Below are 17,701 nucleotides of genomic sequence, written 5' to 3'. Positions count from 1 at the left end.
CCATCCGAAAAAGGTGAAAGTTTGATGCTGGATGCCAAAGAAGAAGAAATTTCAGCTATTTCTAACTTTTGTTCGACAGTCCTTCGCGTAGCGGGTTTTCATCAAACACTACAAGCGGCCATTTACACGCCGATCAAGGATAGACCATGACCCTGCCCGTGCTCGCTGAACTCCCCGCCATTCTCCTGCCGTTGGTCACTCGATCCGAGCAGTCGTTCCGTACGGCCGTCGCCGCGCTGGAAGACGATCACGGCTTCTCCAGCTGGACCCCGGAACGCTGGGCGCAATTCGCCCGCGTCAGTGCCGCCAGCGATTTCGTCATTGAACAGAGCGTTCGTGACCCTTTGATGTTGCTGTCGCTGGTGCAGTCCGGTGAGCTCGACCGGCCTTTCGCACCGGGTGAATTGTGCGCGCAGATTGCCGCCGCCGTGAACACCGTGCAAAGCGAAGACGAACTCGGACGCGTCCTGCGTCGCCAGCGCGCACGCCATCAAGTGCGGATCATCTGGCGTGACCTCAACCGCCAGGCCGATCTGGTACAGACCTGCCGCGATCTGTCCGACATGGCCGATGCCACCATCGACCAGGCCTACCAATGGCTGTACAGCCGCCATTGCCAGCAATTCGGCACGCCGACCGGCCGGCGCAGCGGCTTGCCGCAGCAGATGGTGATCCTTGGCATGGGCAAGCTCGGCGCGGTGGAGTTGAATCTGTCGTCGGACATCGACCTGATCTTCGCCTATCCCGAGGGCGGCGAAACCGTCGGTGTGAAACGCGCGCTGGATAATCAGGAATTCTTCATTCGCCTCGGTCAGCGCCTGATCAAGGCCCTCGACCCGATGACCGTCGACGGTTTTGTGTTCCGCGTCGACATGCGCCTGCGCCCGTACGGTTCGTCCGGCGCGCTGGTGCTGAGCTTCAATGCATTGGAGCAGTATTACCAGGATCAGGGCCGCGACTGGGAACGCTACGCAATGATCAAGGCGCGGGTGGTGGCCGGCGATCAGACGGCCGGCGCGCAGTTGCTCGATATGCTGCGCCCGTTCGTCTACCGGCGTTATCTGGACTTCTCGGCGATCGAAGCGCTGCGCACCATGAAGCAGCTGATCCAGCAGGAAGTGCGGCGCAAGGGCATGGCCGACAACATCAAACTCGGCTCCGGCGGTATCCGCGAGGTCGAGTTCATCGCCCAGGCCTTCCAGTTGATCCACGGCGGGCGCGACCTCAGCCTGCAACAGCGTCCTCTATTAAAGGTGCTGAGCACGCTGGAAGGGCAGGGCTACCTGCCACCGGCGGTGATCAGCGAGCTGCGCGAAGGCTATGAATTCCTGCGCTACACCGAACACGCGATCCAGGCGATTGCCGACCGCCAGACCCAGATGTTGCCGGACGGCGCTCAGGATCAGGCGCGCATCGCGTTCATGCTGGGCTTCGCCGATTGGCAGGCCTTCCATGAAAAGCTGATGTTCTGGCGTGGTCGGGTGGCCTGGCACTTTGCGCAGGTGATCGCCGATCCCGATGAGGAAGAGGGCGCCGACTGCGAGGTGGTGGTGGGCGGTGAGTGGTTGCCGCTGTGGGAAGAGGAGCAGGATGAAGAGGCTGCTTGTCGGCAACTGGAAGAGGGCGGCTTCAAGGACGCGAGCAAAGCGCTGAAAGCTCTGGCCAGTTTGCGTGGCAGTCCGCAATTGCGCGCCATGCAGCGGCTGGGTCGCGAGCGTCTCGATGCGTTTATTCCGCGCCTGCTGGCGCAGGCGGTGGAGCATGACAACCCGGATCTGGTGCTGGAACGAGTGTTGCCACTGGTCGAAGCCGTGGCCCGACGCTCGGCTTATTTAGTGTTGCTGACGGAAAACCCCGGCGCCCTGCGGCGCTTGCTGACGCTGTGTGCGGCCAGTCCGTGGATCGCCGAACAGATCACCCGTTTCCCGCTGCTGCTCGACGAATTGCTCAACGAAGGCCGGCTGTTCAAGCCGCCCCTGGCGCCGGAACTGGCCGCCGAGCTGCGCGAGCGCCTGACGCGGATCCCCGAAGACGACCTCGAACAGCAGATGGAAGCCCTGCGTCACTTCAAACTGGCGCACCGCTTGCGCGTCGCCGCCTCGGAAATCGCCGGCAGTCTGCCGTTGATGAAAGTCAGCGATTACCTGACCTGGCTCGCCGAAGCGATTCTCGAGCAAGTGCTGGCGCTGGCCTGGCGCCAGACGGTGGCCAAGTACGGCACGCCGCTGCGCACTGATGGCAGCCTGTGCGATCCCGGCTTCATCATTGTCGGTTATGGCAAAGTCGGCGGGCTGGAACTGGGGCATGGTTCGGATCTGGACCTGGTGTTCATCCATGACGGCGATCCGCAGGCGGAAACCGACGGGCCGAAGCCGATCGATGGCGCGCAGTTCTTCACCCGTCTGGGGCAGCGGATCATTCACTTACTGACGGCGCAGACCAACTCCGGTCAGCTGTATGAGGTGGATATGCGTTTGCGCCCGTCCGGCGCGTCGGGGCTGTTGGTCAGCTCGCTCGGGGCGTTTGAGCGCTATCAGGAAAACGAAGCCTGGACCTGGGAACATCAGGCTCTGGTGCGGGCGCGGGTGCTGGTCGGCAGTCAGGATGTCGGCCAGGCGTTCGAGAAAGTTCGTGCGCAGGTTTTGGGCAAGGCGCGGGATCTGGCGAAGCTGCAACAGGAAGTCAGCGAGATGCGCGCCAAGATGCGCGATAACCTCGGCAGCAAGAGCACGGCGGCCGGTACCGCGGCAAATGCCTTCGAGGCCACGGCGCCGTTCGACCTCAAGCAGGACGCCGGAGGTATCGTCGATATTGAATTTATGGTGCAATACGCGGCCCTGGCGTGGTCGCAAAGCCACCCGCCATTGCTGCGCTGGACCGATAACATCCGCATTCTGGAAGAGCTGGAACACGAAGGGCTGATGCCTGCCGAAGATGCCAGCCTGCTGCGCGAGGCCTATAAAGCCTACCGCTCCGCCGCCCACCGACAGGCCTTGCAGAAGGACGCCGGGGTGATTGCAGGCGACCAGTTTGTCGAGGAGCGCCGGCAGGTATTGCGGATCTGGAAAGAGTTGGGGCTAAGCTGAAACCGGATAGTTGAAGCACCGATTACCTTGTGGGAGCGAGCTTGCTCGCGAAGACGGAGTGTCAGATGACACCGATGTCGGATGTGATGGCCCCTTCGCGAGCAAGCTCGCTCCCACAGTGGATTTACAGTGTCTGTAGATCTGAAGTAAGGCGAACAAACCATGTGGGAGCGAGCCTGCTCGCGATAGCGGAGTGACAGTCGACAGTCATGTTGAAGGTAATGACCCATCGCAAGCAGCGCCGCTCCCTCAGTGATTCTCGAGGCGGGGAGGCGTAAATGCCTCCCCGGTTCGTTTATGGAAACCACATGAATATTCTGATCGTTGGGCCCAGTTGGGTCGGTGACATGGTGATGGCGCAGACACTGTTTCAGTGTCTCAAGCAGCGCCACCCGCAATGCGAAATCGACGTGCTGGCCCCCGAGTGGAGCCGGCCGATCCTTGAGCGCATGCCTGAAGTGCGCAAGGCCTTGAGCTTTCCGCTCGGCCATGGCGCGCTGGAACTGGCGACGCGTCGGCGGATCGGCAAATCCCTGGCCGGCCAGTACGATCAGGCCATCCTGCTGCCGAACTCGCTGAAATCGGCGCTGGTGCCGTTTTTCGCCGGCATCAAGCAACGCACCGGCTGGCGTGGCGAATTCCGCTACGGCCTGCTCAATGACGTGCGCACGCTGGATAAAGAACGTTATCCGCTGATGATCGAGCGCTTCATGGCGCTGGCTTACGAGCCGAACGCCGAGCTGCCAAAGCCTTATCCGCGTCCGAGCCTGCAAATCGATCCGGTGACCCGCGAAGCGGCGCTGGCCAAGTTCGGCCTGACTCTGGACCGTCCGGTGTTGGCCCTGTGCCCCGGCGCCGAGTTCGGCGAATCCAAGCGCTGGCCGTCCGAGCACTACGCCAAGGTTGCCGAAGCGCGGATTCGCGAAGGCTGGCAGGTGTGGCTGTTCGGCTCGAAAAACGACCACGCGGTAGGCGAAGACATTCGCGCACGGCTGATTCCCGGCCTGCGTGAAGAGTCGGTCAACCTCAGCGGCGGCACTTCGCTGGCCGAGGCCATCGACCTGCTGTCGTGCGCCGATTCGGTTGTGTCCAACGACTCCGGCCTGATGCATGTCGCTGCGGCGCTGAACCGTCCGCTGGTGGCGGTCTACGGCTCGACGTCGCCGGGCTTCACCCCGCCGCTGGCCGAGCACGTCGAAATCGTTCGGCTGGGTCTGGATTGCAGCCCGTGCTTCGACCGTACCTGCCGGTTCGGCCATTACAACTGCCTGCGCCAGCTGATGCCGGACGCCGTCAACGATGCCTTGCAGAAACTGCAGGGCTCCGTGGTCGAGGTTCATTAAGTTGCGGGTATTGCTGATCAAGACTTCATCGCTGGGCGACGTGATTCACGCGTTGCCGGCGCTGACCGACGCGGCCCGGGCCATCCCCGGGATCAAGTTCGACTGGGTGGTGGAAGAAGGCTTCGCCGAGATCCCGACCTGGCACCCGGCCGTCGGCAAGGTGATTCCGGTGGCGATCCGCCGCTGGCGCAAAAACCTCTGGCAGACCATCAAGAGCGGCGAGTGGAAGCGCTTCAAGCAAAGCGTGCGCGCCCATAAATACGATCTGGTGATCGACGCTCAGGGTCTGCTGAAAAGCGCCTGGCTGACGCGCTACGTCAAAGCTCCGGTGGCCGGCCTCGACAAAGGCTCGGCGCGCGAGCCGATCGCCGCACGTTTCTACGATCGCAAACTGGCGGTGGCTCGTGGGCAGCACGCCGTTGAGCGGGTGCGCCAGTTGTTCGCTATCGCCCTCGGTTATGACCTGCCCAAAGGTCTGGGCGATTACGGCCTCAACGTCGAGCGGCTGGTGGAATTGCCGCGCAAGAGCGCGTTCGTGGTGTTCCTGCACGGCACCACATGGGACACCAAGCACTGGCCGGAAGCCTACTGGCGCGAGCTGACCGAACGCGTCGGCTATCTGGGCGTCGGGGTCAAACTGCCGTGGGGCAACCCGCTGGAGAAGGCCCGTGCCGAACGGATTGCCGCCGGTTTCAAACACGCCGAAGTGTTGCCGAAGCTGAATCTGGCCGGGGTCGGCAAAGTGCTGGCCGGCGCCCAGGCTTGCGTCGCTGTGGACACCGGTCTCGGTCACCTTGCAGCCGCGCTGGATGTGCCGACGATTTCCCTGTTCGGCCCGACCAACCCGGGCCTGACCGGCGCCTACGGCAAGGTGCAGATTCACATGGCCAGTGATTTCCCCTGCGCCCCTTGCCTGCAAAAGAAATGCACTTACCAACCGACCGCGCAGGATGCCCGTCAGTTTGACCTGAAACGCGAGCAGCCGCTGTGCTTCACGCGTCTGAATCCCGAGCGTGTCGCCAGCCGACTGAGCACGTTGTTAATGGCTGAGGAGCTGCGCTGATGCAATTGGCTTTTGTTCTGTACAAATATTTCCCGTTCGGTGGCTTGCAGCGCGACTTCATGCGCATCGCCCTCGAATGCCAGAAGCGCGGCCATCAGATCCGTGTCTATACGCTGATCTGGGAAGGCGACGTGCCGCCCGGTTTCGAAGTGCTGGTGGCGCCGGTCAAGGCGTTCTTCAATCATCGGCGCAACGAGAAACTCACGGCGTGGATGGAAGCGGATCTGGCCAAGCGTCCGGTGGACCGCTTGATCGGCTTCAACAAGATGCCGGGGCTGGACGTCTACTACGCCGCCGACGGCTGCTTCGAAGACAAGGCGCAGAACCTGCGCCATTCGTTGTACCGCCGCTGGGGCCGCTACCGCCACTTCGCCGAGTACGAGCGCGCGGTGTTCGCCAAAGACGCGAAAACCGAAGTGCTGATGATTTCCGAAGTGCAGCAGCCGCTGTTCATCAAGCACTACGACACGCCGCTGGAGCGCTTCCACCTGCTGCCACCGGGTATCGCCCAGGATCGTCGCCGGCCGGCGGATGCCGACCAGATTCGCGCCGGTTTCCGCGCCGAATTCAGCCTCAAGGACGACGAACTGCTGCTGGTGCAGATCGGTTCCGGGTTCAAGACCAAGGGCGTCGATCGCAGCCTCAAGGCGCTGGCTGCACTGCCCGCCGAGCTGAAGAAGCGCACCCGGCTGTTTGTAATCGGCCAGGATGACCCCAAATTGTTCCAGATGCAGAGTGCGACTTTGGGCCTGGGCGACAACGTGACGTTCCTCAAGGGGCGCAGCGATATTCCGCGGTTCCTGCTCGGCGCCGACCTGTTGATCCACCCGGCGTACAACGAAAACACCGGCACCGTATTGCTCGAAGCGCTGGTCGCCGGGTTGCCGGTGCTGGTCAGCGCGGTCTGCGGTTACGCCCATTACATTGCCGAGGCGGACGCCGGGCGAGTGCTGGACGAGCCGTTCGATCAGGCGCAACTGACGCAGTACCTGACTGACATGTTGAATGACGACGCTGCACGCGCGGCCTGGAGCCGCAATGGTCTGGCTTTCGCCGAGACAGCCGACCTCTACAGCATGCCGCAGCACGCGGCCGATGTGATTCTGGCGGAGCACGCTTAAATGAAGTTGATGCTGGCTGAACCGTTCAAGAGCCTTTGGGCCGGGCGCGACCCGTTCGCCGAAGTCGAAGGCTTGCAGGGCGAGGTCTACCGCGAGCTGGAAGCTCGACGGACTCTGCGCACGGAAGTCGACGGCAACGGATTTTTCGTCAAGATCCACCGGGGCATCGGCTGGGGCGAGATCTTCAAGAACCTGCTGACCGCCAAGCTGCCGGTGCTTGGCGCAGGTCAGGAGTGGAAGGCAATCCAGCGTCTGCAGGAAGTCGGCGTGCCGACCATGACCGCCGTGGCTTACGGCGAGAAGGGCAGCAACCCGGCGGATCAGCATTCGTTCATCGTCACCGAAGAACTGGCGCCCACCATCAGCCTCGAAGATTTCAGCATCGATTGGGTCAAGAACCCGCCGCAGCCGAAACTCAAGCGCGCGCTGATCGCTGAAGTGGCGCGCATGACCGGCATGATGCACCGCGCCGGGGTCAACCACCGCGACTGCTACATCTGCCACTTTCTGCTGCACACCGACAAGCCGATCACCCCGGACGATTTCAAGCTCTCGGTGATCGACCTGCACCGCGCCCAGACTCGCCCAAGAATTACTCAACGCTGGCGCAACAAGGATCTGGCCGCGCTGTATTTCTCGGCACTGGACATCGGCTTGACCCGACGCGACAAGCTGCGTTTCCTCAAAGGCTACTTCCAGCAGCCGCTACGGCAGATCCTCGCCGAAGAAGCGCCGTTGCTGAGCTGGCTCGAAGGCAAGGCCAACAAGCTCTATGCGCGCAAACAGCGTTACGGGGATGCGCTCTGATGGCGGGTTGGACTCTGGAACCGCAATACAGCGAACTGGCCGAAGATTTCGGCAGCCTCGAAGCGGTGTTTGCCCTGCAGGGCGAACGTCTGACCCGTGATCCGCTGTCCGAAGTCATTCGCGTGCAGCGCAACGGCGTGAATTACTACGTCAAACGCTACGTCGGCGCCGGTAAAGGCTTGCGCCGTTACCTGGGTAAGCCACGGGTGAAGATGGAGTGGCAGAACCTCAAACGCTTCGCCAAATGGGGCATTCCCACCGCCGAAGTGGTGGCCTGGGGTCTGGAGCGACGTGGCGCGGCCTATGCCCGTGGCGCCATGATCACCCGCGAGCTGCCGCGCACCGAAGACCTGTCGGCGCTGGCCGAACGCAACGATCCGAAACTCAAGGATCGTCTGTGGGTCGATGGCATCAGCCGCCAACTGGCCGGCTACACCAGAACCATGCACGACCACCGCTTTACCCATAACGATCTGAAATGGCGCAACCTGCTGATCGACGATCAGGCGCAGCTGTTTCTGATCGACTGCCCGAACGGCGATTTCTGGCGCGGCTTCTGGCTCAAATACCGGATCACCAAGGATCTGGCCTGTCTCGACAAGGTGGCCAAGTATCACCTGTCGAACACCCAGCGCCTGCGCTTCTACCTGCAATACCGCGGACGTGATCGGCTGAATGCCGCCGACAAGAAACGGATTCGCCACGTGGTGAGATTTTTCGAGGGACGCGAATGACTGATTTCCTGGCCGCTGAAGACCGGGCGCTGCTTGAGCGTCATGGCCTCGGCACTTTCGACGCGCTCTGGGCCAAACAGCTCGAAGCCGTGGACGAACCGAACACCGATGGCGGTGGCTGGAGCAGCGTGTTTCGCCTGGAGCTGGAAGGGCAGGCCTACTACCTCAAGCGCCAGAGCAACTACCTGACCCGCACCCTGCATGCGCCGTTCGGCGAGCCGAGTTTCGCCCGCGAGTTTCGCAACATCAGCCGCTACAACAAGTTGGGGATCCCGGCGCTGCAAGCGGCGTTCTTCGGTGAGCGCAAGGTCAAGGGCGAAGTCCGGGCGATCCTGCTGACCCGTGCCCTCGACGGCTGGGACGACCTTGATTCGCTGTTGCAACGCTGGTCCGACCTGACCGCCGCGCAGCAATCGGCCATTCTCCAGGCCTGTGGACAGCTGGCGCGCCGGCTGCACGGCGTGCGTCAGGTGCACGGCTGCTTTTATCCGAAACACATCTTTTTGCAGGCTGATGGCGATGCATATAAGGCGCAGTTGATCGACCTGGAAAAGACCCGGCCCCTGCTGTTCGGCATGCGCGACCGGGTCAAGGATCTGGAGCCGCTGCTGCGTCGCGCCCCGGAATGGAGCGAGGCGCAATTACGCGAATTGCTCGCGGCCTATCTCGATCAGCCAGTCGACAGTTCGCTGGTCGACAGCTGGGTGACGCGCCTGACTGCACGGCGCAGTCGCAAGGAGACCCGTTGATGCAGTTGTCCGAACTGAAAAACGCCGGACGTACGCCGAGTCTGCCGCTGACGATTTCGCTTGCCGATGCGGCAGGCCCAGCGGATCTGCAACTGCTGAGTCTGCTGCGGGTGCTGCCGGGGCAGCGCTATGTCGGTGCCGGGGTCTGGCGCGGGCGGCCGGTGCTGGCCAAATTACTGGTGGGCAGCAAGGCTGCGCGGCATTTTCAGCGTGAGCTGGCGGGCGTCAAGCTGCTCGCCGAACAAGGTCTGACCACGCCGCTGTTGTTGGCTGATGGCTTGCAGGATGGCGAGGACGGCTGGCTGCTGTTCGAGTTCCTCGAAGGTGCTGAAAGCCTCGGTGATGCCTGGCAGAAAGTCGAATCACTGCCGGTGCTGGCGGACGAGCAATCGGCGGTACTCGCCGAGGCGCTGGGCGCTATCGGTCAACTGCATGGCAAAGGCCTGTGGCAGGAAGATCTGCACCTCGACAACCTGCTGCGCCAGGGCGGTCAGTTGTACCTGATCGATGGTGCCGGGATTTGTGCCGAGACCGCTGGCCAGCCGCTGTCGCGGCAGAAAGTGCTGGAAAACCTCGGGGTGTTTTTCGCCCAGTTGCCCAAGTCGCTGGAGCCGTTCACCGAAGAATTGCTGGTGTATTACCTGCTGAGCAACAGCGAGCACGCGTTGCCGCTGGAAGCCTTGCAGAAGCAGATCGCCAAGGTCCGCGCCTGGCGGCTGAAGGATTATCTGATCAAGGTGGGCCGCGAGTGCACGTTGTTCAGTGTGCAGCGCGGTGCGTTCGGTCTGCGGGCGATCCGTCGCGAGGAAGAAGCGGCGATGCTCCCGGTGCTGGATCAGGCCGATGCGCTGCTCGATCAGGGCCATCTGTACAAGACCGGCGGCGCGGCGAGCGTCGGCAAGGTCGAAGTGGCCGGGCGTACGCTGGTGATCAAGCGCTACAACATCAAAGGCTTTGCGCACTGGCTCAAGCGCTTCTGGCGCCCGAGCCGCGCGTGGCATTCGTGGCGTGAAGGCAATCGCCTGGCGTTCCTCGGCATCGCCACGCCGAAACCGCTGGCGGTGCTGGAAAAGCGTTTTTTATGGTTGCGCAGCCGTGCTTATCTGGTGACCGAGTTCCTGCCGGGGCCGGACATCATCGAGCGCTTTGCGCCGTATGTGGAAAGCGGTGCGGCGCCGGAATCCGAGTTGCAGGCGCTGGATCAACTGTTCGCACGATTGATTGCCGAGCGCATCAGCCATGGCGACTTCAAGGGGCATAACCTGTTCTGGCAGGAAGATCGCTGGGCACTGATCGATCTGGATTCGATGTGCCAGCACAGCTCTGTCGGAAGTTTCGCAGCGGCCTATGCGCGGGATCGGGCACGGTTCATGCGCAACTGGCCCGAGAGCAGCGCGCTGTATCAGGTGATCGATCAGCGATTGCCCAAAGATCTCTCCAGCGCGGCCTGAGCCGCCTTCGCCAGCAAGCTCACTCCCACATGGGATAGCATTCCCCTATAGGAGTGAGCCTGCTCGCAATAGGGCTTTAAAGCCCCAGAAAACTCCCGTTGAGCAATAGCGGACAAACACCACTGACTTGTCCTACAGCTTCTCCAGAAGCCATGAACTGTGCCCGCTCCAGCCCCGATGCTAGCTTGCCCTGACCACTTCGGAGGGCAAGACTTGACCATCAAAAACGCTTTAACACTCAGCACCTGCGCATGGCTTTTATCCGGCTGCGGCACCGCCGCCTCGGTCCTGCAAATGGACGCTGACGTCGCCCGCGACATGCGCAAACAGAAAACCTACTGCCAATCGATTCCACGGATCTACAGCGGGCTGGCGTTCGATTTCTGCGTACTGAATGCCCCGCCTGACCCTACCGGTGTGCTGCTGCCATTTGTGCTGCTGGACCTGCCGTTGTCCGGGGTGCTGGATACGGTGGTGTTGCCGTATACGATTTATCAACAGGTCGTGGATGGCAATATCGGCATCTATTGGCGAACAGATCGCGGGTAACTTTTTTTGCAATTTTCTCTGTTTGAAAACCAGAGCGAGTAAAGCGCTCTCAGTTCTTTTGCATCCAGACTTTGATGTGCCGAGCTTCAGCTTTCTATTGGAGTGGAGGACGAAATGATGCGGGGGAGTAAGTTTCGAGAACTGGGGGTTGAAGGTTTTCCCTCCCCCAGAAAGCGAAAAGCCCCGGTGATCTCACCGAGGCATTAGCGCCGACCGGGATCCCCCAGCCCATTTGCACGGAAGTCTATGTTGAGAGGCTCGGGAGTGTCAACGCAAAGGCCGGCCAGTTCCGCTAGAGGCTTGTCGGCGCTTTTACGCTATAATCCCGCCCTTTAGCTGTCTCTCGCCCGGTGCGAGGGCACATCAATTTTCAAGGCGCATCGCGCCTGAATGCAGACTAAAGAGGCTAGACCCTGTGGCATTGACGATTCTTGGCCTGTCCGGCGCCCTTAGCCATGACCCTTCAGCCGCCTTGTACATCGACGGCAAGCTGGTGGCGGCGGCTGAAGAAGAGCGCTTCGTCCGCGATAAGCATGCAAAGAACCGCATGCCCTACGAATCGGCGAAGTTCTGCCTGGAACAGGCCGGTATCAAGCCGTCCGACGTTGACGTGGTGGCGATTCCGTTCGCCCCGATCAGCCTGTTCGGCAAGGCCCGCTGGCACTATGCCAAGCGTTACTGGTACGCACCGGATCGCGCCCTCGATGCGATCCTGATGGGCAACCGTCGCTACAAGCGCTATCGCAACAAGATCGTCTGGTGCCTGGAGCAGTTGGGTTTTGATCCGAAGAAGATCAAGATCGAGCCGGTCGAGCACCACCTCGCTCACGCCTCCAGCGCCTACCACTGCTCGGGTTTCAAAGAGAAAACCGCGATCCTCGGCATCGACGGCAAGGGCGAGTACGCCACGACCTTCTTCGGTTATGGCGAAAACGGCAAGATCCACAAGATCAAGGAATTCTTCGATCCGGACTCCCTTGGCGGCCTGTACGGCGCGATTACCGAGTTCCTCGGTTTCGAGATGCTCGACGGCGAGTTCAAGGTCATGGGCATGGCGCCGTACGGCGACGCCAGCAAATACGATTTCTCGCGTCTGGCCTCGTTCGAGAACGGCGAGCTGGTGATCAACACCGACTACGCCAACGTGATCGGCCTGCGTCGCTACAAAGAGAAGGGCAAAGGCTTCTACTTCTCGCCGAAGCTGATCGAATGGCTGGGTCCGAAGCGTGAAGGTGATATCGCCGACGAACCGTACATCCACTACGCCGCCAGCATGCAAGCGCTGTTCGAGAAACTGGCGCTGCAGATGATCGATTACTACCTGGGCGATGTGCTCAAGGAAACCGGCAAGCTGGCCTTCGCCGGTGGCTGTGCGTTGAACGTCAAGCTGAACCAGAAAATCATCGCCCGCGATGACATCAAGGAACTGTTCGTCCAGCCTGCGTCCGGCGATGCCGGCACCGCGGTCGGCGCAGCAGCCTATGTGTCCCACGCCCGTGGCGTACCGGTCGAGAAGATGGAACACGTCTACCTCGGCCCGTCGTACAGCAACGAAGACGTGATCGCCGCGTGCGCCCGTCACGAGAACAAGCCGACCTGGCGCAAGCTCGACAACATGCCGGAGCAGATCGCCAAAATCATGGTCGATGGCAACCCGGTGGCCTGGTTCCAGGGCCGCATGGAATTCGGTCCGCGTGCGCTCGGTGGTCGTTCGATCATCGGTTGCCCGAGCGTGGCCGGTGTGGCTGACCGGATCAACCACCAGATCAAGTTCCGCGAGCGCTGGAGGCCTTTCTGCCCGTCGATGCTCGACACCGTTGCACCGCAGATGATCAAGATCGATCACCCGGCGCCGTTCATGACCTTCACGTTCGAAGTGGCGGAAGAGTGGAAGACCCGCGTGCCGGAAGTCGTCCACGAAGACGGTACTTCCCGTGCCCAGGTGCTGAAGCGCGAATACAACCCGCGCTACTACGACATGATGAAGGCGCTGGAAAACCTCACCGGCAACGGCGTGTCGCTGAACACCTCGCTGAACCGTCGTGGTGAGCCGATGATCTGCTCGCCGACCGACGCCCTGAACATGTTCTTCGGCTCCGATCTGCAGTACCTGATCATGGAAGACATTCTGGTGGTCAAAGAGGGCGCAAACGCTTATGACTCGCTCGGCTGAACGCCATGTGCTGCAGTTCTGTCACGGCTATGACGGGCCGTTCCTCGACTGCGCACGGCAGTACGCCAGCCTGTTCGCGGGCACCGGTTATCGGGTGACCACGGTCTTTCTGACCGGGGCCGCCGATAGCGAGGTGGCTGCAGCGTGTGCTTCCGATGAAGTGTTGTTCATGGAATACAGCTCCAAGGCCATTCGTGGCCTGAAGCTGGGCGCCATCGGCGATCTGCGCAAGATCGCCGCTTCACGCAATTTCAGTTTCTGCATCGCCCATCGCTTCAAGCCGATCTACATCGCCTTGCTCGGCACGTCGCTGCCGGTGATTGGCGTGCACCACGCGTTTGACGATTACAAACGTGGCACGCGCAAGCTGTTCGCGCATATTTTCCGCAAGCGTCTGAGCCTGCTCGGTGTGTCCGACGCGGTACGCGACGACATGCGGCGCTGCCTGCCGAAATGGCCGTCCACTCGCATCCAGACCTTGTACAACCGCATCGATGTGCCGGCCTTGCAGGCCAGTCAGGTGTCAGCCCGCGAAGCGCGCGAGACCCTCGGTCTGGCGGCGGATGCGTTCATTGTCGGCAACGTCGGACGGCTGCACCCGGACAAGGATCAGGCCACCTTGCTGCACGGTTTTGCCGCGGCGTTGCCCGGTCTGCCGCGCAACAGTCAATTGGTGATTCTCGGCAAGGGCCGTCTGGAACAGGACCTCAAGGAGCTGGCGCGCGAACTGGGCATCGGTGATCGGGTGTTGTTTCTCGGTCAGGTGCCGGACGCGCGCAATTACTTCCGCGCCTTCGACGTGTTTGCCCTGAGCTCCGATCATGAACCGTTCGGCATGGTGCTGCTCGAAGCCATGGCCGCTGGCGTGCCGTTGCTCGCCACGGCCTGTGGCGGGGCCAAGGAAGTGGTCGAAGGCGTGGGGATTCTGTTCCCGCTGGGCGATGCCGAACACCTTGCACAAGGCCTGCAACATTTGGCCGGTATGGATGATCAGCAACGTCGGCAGTGCGCCGAGCTGATGCTCGATCGCCTGCGTGAGCGTTTCTCCGACCGTGCGGTGCGCGACACCTTCTGGCGTCTGCCGCAAGTTACCGATCTGGCACCGAGGGGCTGATGCTCAACCGATTTCAAGGCTGGCGCGAACGTGGCTGGTCGCTCGTTGACGCCTCCACCTATGCCAGCGCCTGGCAACGTTTTGGCGGCAGCGTCGCGACGCATCCTTTGGTAGTCGAGCGTCTGGCGGATCTGGCCGGCATCCCGGTGCGCTATCTGGCCTGGGAGCAGGACGGTGAAGTCAAAGCGGCAATCCCGACCTGGGGCCGCGACCTGGCCCTGTCCAAGGACGTGCTCAAGCGCAACGGCAAGAAGGGCCTGTTCGACCTCGGCAATGCCGAGCTGATCCTGCCGGCCGCGGTCGATGCCCAGGCACCCCTGCGCCATCGCGCACGCTATCTGTCGGCGCTCAACGAAAACCGCTTCAGCGGCCTCAAGTTGCAGACCGAACAACTGGCCATGGCCCGCACCCCCGAAGAGCTGTCGAAGAAGTTTCGTTACAACCAGCGCCGCGAATTGCGTTTACTGGAAGAGGCGGGTGGCGTGGTACGTCCGGTCGCAGAGTTTTCCAGTGCAGAACTGGCGGCGATCTACTGTGATCTGTTCCAGCGCCGCTGGGGCTTCCCGGCCACCGGCGCGGCACGCATGGCCGAGGTCATCGAGCTGCTGCGCGAGCTGCTGATCGGCTCGGTGATCTTCCTCAATGATGCGCCGATCGCCATTCAACTGGTGTACCGCGTCGAAGCCCCAGAGTGGATCAGCGTCGAGTACATCAACGGCGGCGTCGATCCCGAAACCCGCGAATTCAGCCCCGGCAGCGTGTTGAGCTTCCTCAATACGCAAAGCGCCTGGGAACACGCGCGCGCCCTGAACAAGCCGCTGCGGTTTTCCTTCGGTCGCGCCGACCGTGAATACAAGGATCGCTGGTGCAATCCTGTGCCGGTGTTCACCGTATGAGTCAGCCCATGAGCCGCAAACAGCAACTGCTCAAGCGTCATCGTCGCAACAAGCGCATTACCTTGCTGATCGCCCTGATCGTGTTGATCACGCTCGGTGTGCTGGTCGCGTGGTGGTTGCCGCTGGTGCTCGCGGTGGTTGGCTGGGTCGCCCATGAAGCGTGGTTTGCCGATCACCTGTTCTATTCGCCGAAAGACGATTACCAGTACAGCTTTCCGCCGTTCACACCGCAGCCGAAGGTGCATTTGAGCGGCGAGCAATTGCGCCTGGACGAGGGTGTGATGCTGGTCGACGAAGCGACGTTGATCCTCGCGGTAAAGGTCAAAAGCACTTGGCTGGGACGTTTTCTCGATCCGCGCGTGGAACTGCTCGGCGGGACGCATCCGGATGCGCAAACCTTCGAGCGCGGGGTCAATGGCCTGCGTTACCTGAACCTCAGCGGTCAGGCGCAAGCTCTGGCGCAAGGCCAGTTGCGCTTGCGCGGGCGCTTCTGCCGGGTCTTTGGCGAGCCGGTGCTGTGGGCGCTGGAGCAACCAGACTACCGCCGTCAGCGGGTGATGGTGATCGCCCCGCACGCCGACGATGCCGAGCTGGCCGCCTATGGCTTGTATAGCCAGGCCGACGAAGCCTGGATCGTCACCCTGACCGCGGGTGAGATCGAAGCCGAACACTATCAACAGATGGGCATGAACAAGGTCGAGGCCGCGCGGCTCAAGGGCCGTCTGCGTGCCTGGGACAGCCTCGCCGTGCCGCGTTGGGCCGGTGTGCCGCAGGAACACTGCGTGCAACTCGGTTACTTTTGCCTGCAACTGGCGGCGATGCAGGCCGCGCCGAATCAGGCGGTGGGCTCGCGCGAAGCCGACCTGAACGACACGCGCCTGTTTCGTCAGTTGAATCCGTTCACTCTGCCGGGCGATGCCGATGGCGCGCCGAGCTGGAACAACCTGCTGGCCGACTTGCGTGAAGTGCTGTTGCGCGCGCGTCCGGAGGTGATCGTGCTGCCGCACCCGACCCTCGATCCGCACCCTGACCATATCTGCGCCCAGCAAGCTGTTTTGCAGGCGCTCCAGGGTCTCGACTGGCAGCCGACGCTGCTCGGTTACGCCAACCACTTGCACGACAACGACCGCTGGCCGATGGGCAACACCGGGCAGGGTATTGCCTTGCCGCCGGCCTTCGATTCGGCGGTGCCGATGCAGCCGCTGTGCCTGCCGCTGTCCATCGAGCTGCAACGGGACAAGGCCATGGCGCTGGGCATGATGCATGACCTGCAGCCGCCGGCACCGTTCAAGCGTCGACTGCGCCGGGTTATCCAGCGTGTGCTCGCCGGGCGGGCTGGGTCGGTGTACGGCGAAAACGAATTTTTTCGAAAAGCAGTCAGGCGCCAGGAGTTGTTCTGGCTACTGAAGCACGGTGAGACAGGCGTCCAGCGGGGAGAGTCATGAGTCAACGGTTCAAGGTGTTGCAGCTGCAACCCGACTACAACGTCAAAGCCCATGACTTTGCCGACCTCGCCGAGCAGATCGTCAAGGCGCTGCCGAGCGATCGCTATGAGATCACCGCGGCTTTCCTGCGCGGCAAACCGGGGCCGGGCGAGCCGGTAAGCCGGGCCGACCATTCGGTGTACTTCGAGTTTTCCGACAAGTCGCTCAAGGGCATGCGCCTGCGGGCGATGTGGCAGTTGTACAAGTTCTGCCGCCGGGAAAAGTTCGACGTGGTGATCTGCAACCGCTTCAAACCGGTGAACATGATGCTCGCGCTCAACCGCTGGTTGAAGGTGCCGCTGTGCATTGGCATCTCCCATGGTTTCGGTGAGTACGATCGCTTTTACCGGCGTCGTCAGACCCAGCGTCTGATCGATCGGCACTGGCGCTTCGTCGGTGTGTCGCCAGCGGTCAAACAGTACCTGCTCGATTGCGATTGCGGCTTTACCGACCAGAACACCTACGCCATCACCAATGCCATCGACATCGAGCAGGCCGAGGGCTTGCAACACAGCCGCGAAAAAGCTCGTGAGCTGTTGGGCCTCGACCCGAATGTGCGCTTGATTGGCGCACTGGGGCGGCTGGTGTCGGTCAAGGGCCACACCTATCTGCTGCAAGCCTTTGCCGCGCTGAAAGACAAATACCCGAACACCCAGTTGGCGATCATCGGTGCCGGACGCCTGCAGGCACCGCTGGCGGCCGAGATCGAGCAACTGGGCCTGAGCGGTCGCGCGCACCTGCTGGGCTTCAAGGAAAACGCTCTGCAATACGTGCGTGCGTTCGACATCTGGACCATGCCGTCGCTGGCCGAAGGCCTGGGTCTGGCCTTGCTCGAAGGCATGAGCGGCCATTTGCCGGTGATCGCTTCGAACGTGCCGGCGATGTTGCCGCTGATCGAAGGTGCCGGTGGTCTGGCGATCACGCCCAAGGACGTGCCGAGTCTGGTCGCCGCGCTGGATAACTATCTGGCGCTGTCGGACGACGAGCTCAAGGCCAAGGGCGAACAGGCCTACCGTTATCTGCAGGAACAGCACGACATCGAGGTGTTCCGTCAGGAATACCTGGACCTGATCGACTCCGGCCTGGAGCAGGCCCGCAAGGAACAGCCGTGAGCGAAGAGAAAACCGTGAG

General features: G+C 61.9%; 15 protein-coding genes. All 15 read left to right on the top strand.

What is annotated here, in order from left to right:
* Window positions 1-24 precede the first annotated feature (24 nt).
* Window positions 25-150 carry a hypothetical protein gene (locus tag M0808_RS28475; protein ID WP_256198919.1) on the top strand — a complete coding sequence of 42 codons (126 nt, stop codon included), beginning with the start codon at window positions 25-27 and terminating at the stop codon, window positions 148-150.
* The gene (glnE, locus tag M0808_RS12755; RefSeq protein ID WP_247841313.1) at window positions 147-3,086 is read left to right on the top strand and encodes a bifunctional [glutamate--ammonia ligase]-adenylyl-L-tyrosine phosphorylase/[glutamate--ammonia-ligase] adenylyltransferase; all 2,940 of its coding nucleotides are present in this window, start codon (window positions 147-149) and stop codon (window positions 3,084-3,086) included. The genes M0808_RS28475 and glnE overlap by 4 nt, the downstream gene beginning before the upstream one ends.
* Window positions 3,087-3,394: 308 nt before the next feature.
* A complete protein-coding gene (waaF, locus tag M0808_RS12750) occupies window positions 3,395-4,429 on the top strand; it encodes a lipopolysaccharide heptosyltransferase II (protein WP_047290935.1) in 1,035 nt (344 codons plus the stop codon).
* Between the two features lies 1 nt (window position 4,430).
* Window positions 4,431-5,492, top strand: a complete 1,062-nt coding sequence (gene waaC, locus M0808_RS12745; protein ID WP_103485549.1) for a lipopolysaccharide heptosyltransferase I — start codon at window positions 4,431-4,433, stop codon at window positions 5,490-5,492.
* Entirely contained in the window at window positions 5,492-6,613 is a 1,122-nt protein-coding gene (locus M0808_RS12740; protein ID WP_247841311.1) for a glycosyltransferase family 4 protein, read from the top strand. The genes waaC and M0808_RS12740 overlap by 1 nt, the downstream gene beginning before the upstream one ends.
* Window positions 6,614-7,420: a lipopolysaccharide core heptose(I) kinase RfaP gene (rfaP, locus tag M0808_RS12735; RefSeq protein WP_098966890.1), complete on the top strand. Its 807-nt coding sequence runs from the start codon at window positions 6,614-6,616 to the stop codon at window positions 7,418-7,420.
* The gene (locus M0808_RS12730) at window positions 7,420-8,154 is read left to right on the top strand and encodes a lipopolysaccharide kinase InaA family protein (protein WP_097087069.1); all 735 of its coding nucleotides are present in this window, start codon (window positions 7,420-7,422) and stop codon (window positions 8,152-8,154) included. Before rfaP ends, M0808_RS12730 begins: the two co-directional genes overlap by 1 nt.
* Complete coding sequence (locus M0808_RS12725) at window positions 8,151-8,903, top strand: lipopolysaccharide kinase InaA family protein (RefSeq protein WP_247841309.1); 753 nt, start codon at window positions 8,151-8,153, stop codon at window positions 8,901-8,903. Before M0808_RS12730 ends, M0808_RS12725 begins: the two co-directional genes overlap by 4 nt.
* On the top strand, window positions 8,903-10,354 hold the full coding sequence (locus M0808_RS12720) for a lipopolysaccharide kinase InaA family protein (protein ID WP_247841307.1): 1,452 nt from the start codon (window positions 8,903-8,905) through the stop codon (window positions 10,352-10,354). Before M0808_RS12725 ends, M0808_RS12720 begins: the two co-directional genes overlap by 1 nt.
* 213 nt (window positions 10,355-10,567) lie before the next feature.
* The gene (locus M0808_RS12715) at window positions 10,568-10,903 is read left to right on the top strand and encodes a YceK/YidQ family lipoprotein (RefSeq protein ID WP_134785280.1); all 336 of its coding nucleotides are present in this window, start codon (window positions 10,568-10,570) and stop codon (window positions 10,901-10,903) included.
* 415 nt (window positions 10,904-11,318) lie between these two features.
* Window positions 11,319-13,076 (top strand): carbamoyltransferase, encoded by a 1,758-nt coding sequence (locus M0808_RS12710; RefSeq protein WP_007967355.1) that lies wholly within the window; start codon window positions 11,319-11,321, stop codon window positions 13,074-13,076.
* Window positions 13,060-14,190 carry a glycosyltransferase gene (locus M0808_RS12705; RefSeq protein ID WP_139053523.1) on the top strand — a complete coding sequence of 377 codons (1,131 nt, stop codon included), beginning with the start codon at window positions 13,060-13,062 and terminating at the stop codon, window positions 14,188-14,190. The genes M0808_RS12710 and M0808_RS12705 overlap by 17 nt, the downstream gene beginning before the upstream one ends.
* Window positions 14,190-15,086, top strand: a complete 897-nt coding sequence (locus tag M0808_RS12700; protein WP_247841305.1) for an antimicrobial resistance protein Mig-14 — start codon at window positions 14,190-14,192, stop codon at window positions 15,084-15,086. The genes M0808_RS12705 and M0808_RS12700 overlap by 1 nt, the downstream gene beginning before the upstream one ends.
* A gap of 8 nt (window positions 15,087-15,094) precedes the next feature.
* Window positions 15,095-16,531 (top strand): PIG-L family deacetylase, encoded by a 1,437-nt coding sequence (locus tag M0808_RS12695; protein ID WP_247841303.1) that lies wholly within the window; start codon window positions 15,095-15,097, stop codon window positions 16,529-16,531.
* The gene (locus M0808_RS12690; RefSeq protein ID WP_096794737.1) at window positions 16,528-17,682 is read left to right on the top strand and encodes a glycosyltransferase family 4 protein; all 1,155 of its coding nucleotides are present in this window, start codon (window positions 16,528-16,530) and stop codon (window positions 17,680-17,682) included. The genes M0808_RS12695 and M0808_RS12690 overlap by 4 nt, the downstream gene beginning before the upstream one ends.
* Window positions 17,683-17,701 lie beyond the last annotated feature (19 nt).

The sequence above is a fragment of the Pseudomonas sp. MWU12-3103b genome (assembly GCF_023100615.1).
Taxonomy (GTDB): Bacteria; Pseudomonadota; Gammaproteobacteria; order Pseudomonadales; family Pseudomonadaceae; genus Aquipseudomonas; species Aquipseudomonas putida_A.
This window is presented reverse-complemented; position numbering and strand designations above follow the sequence as displayed.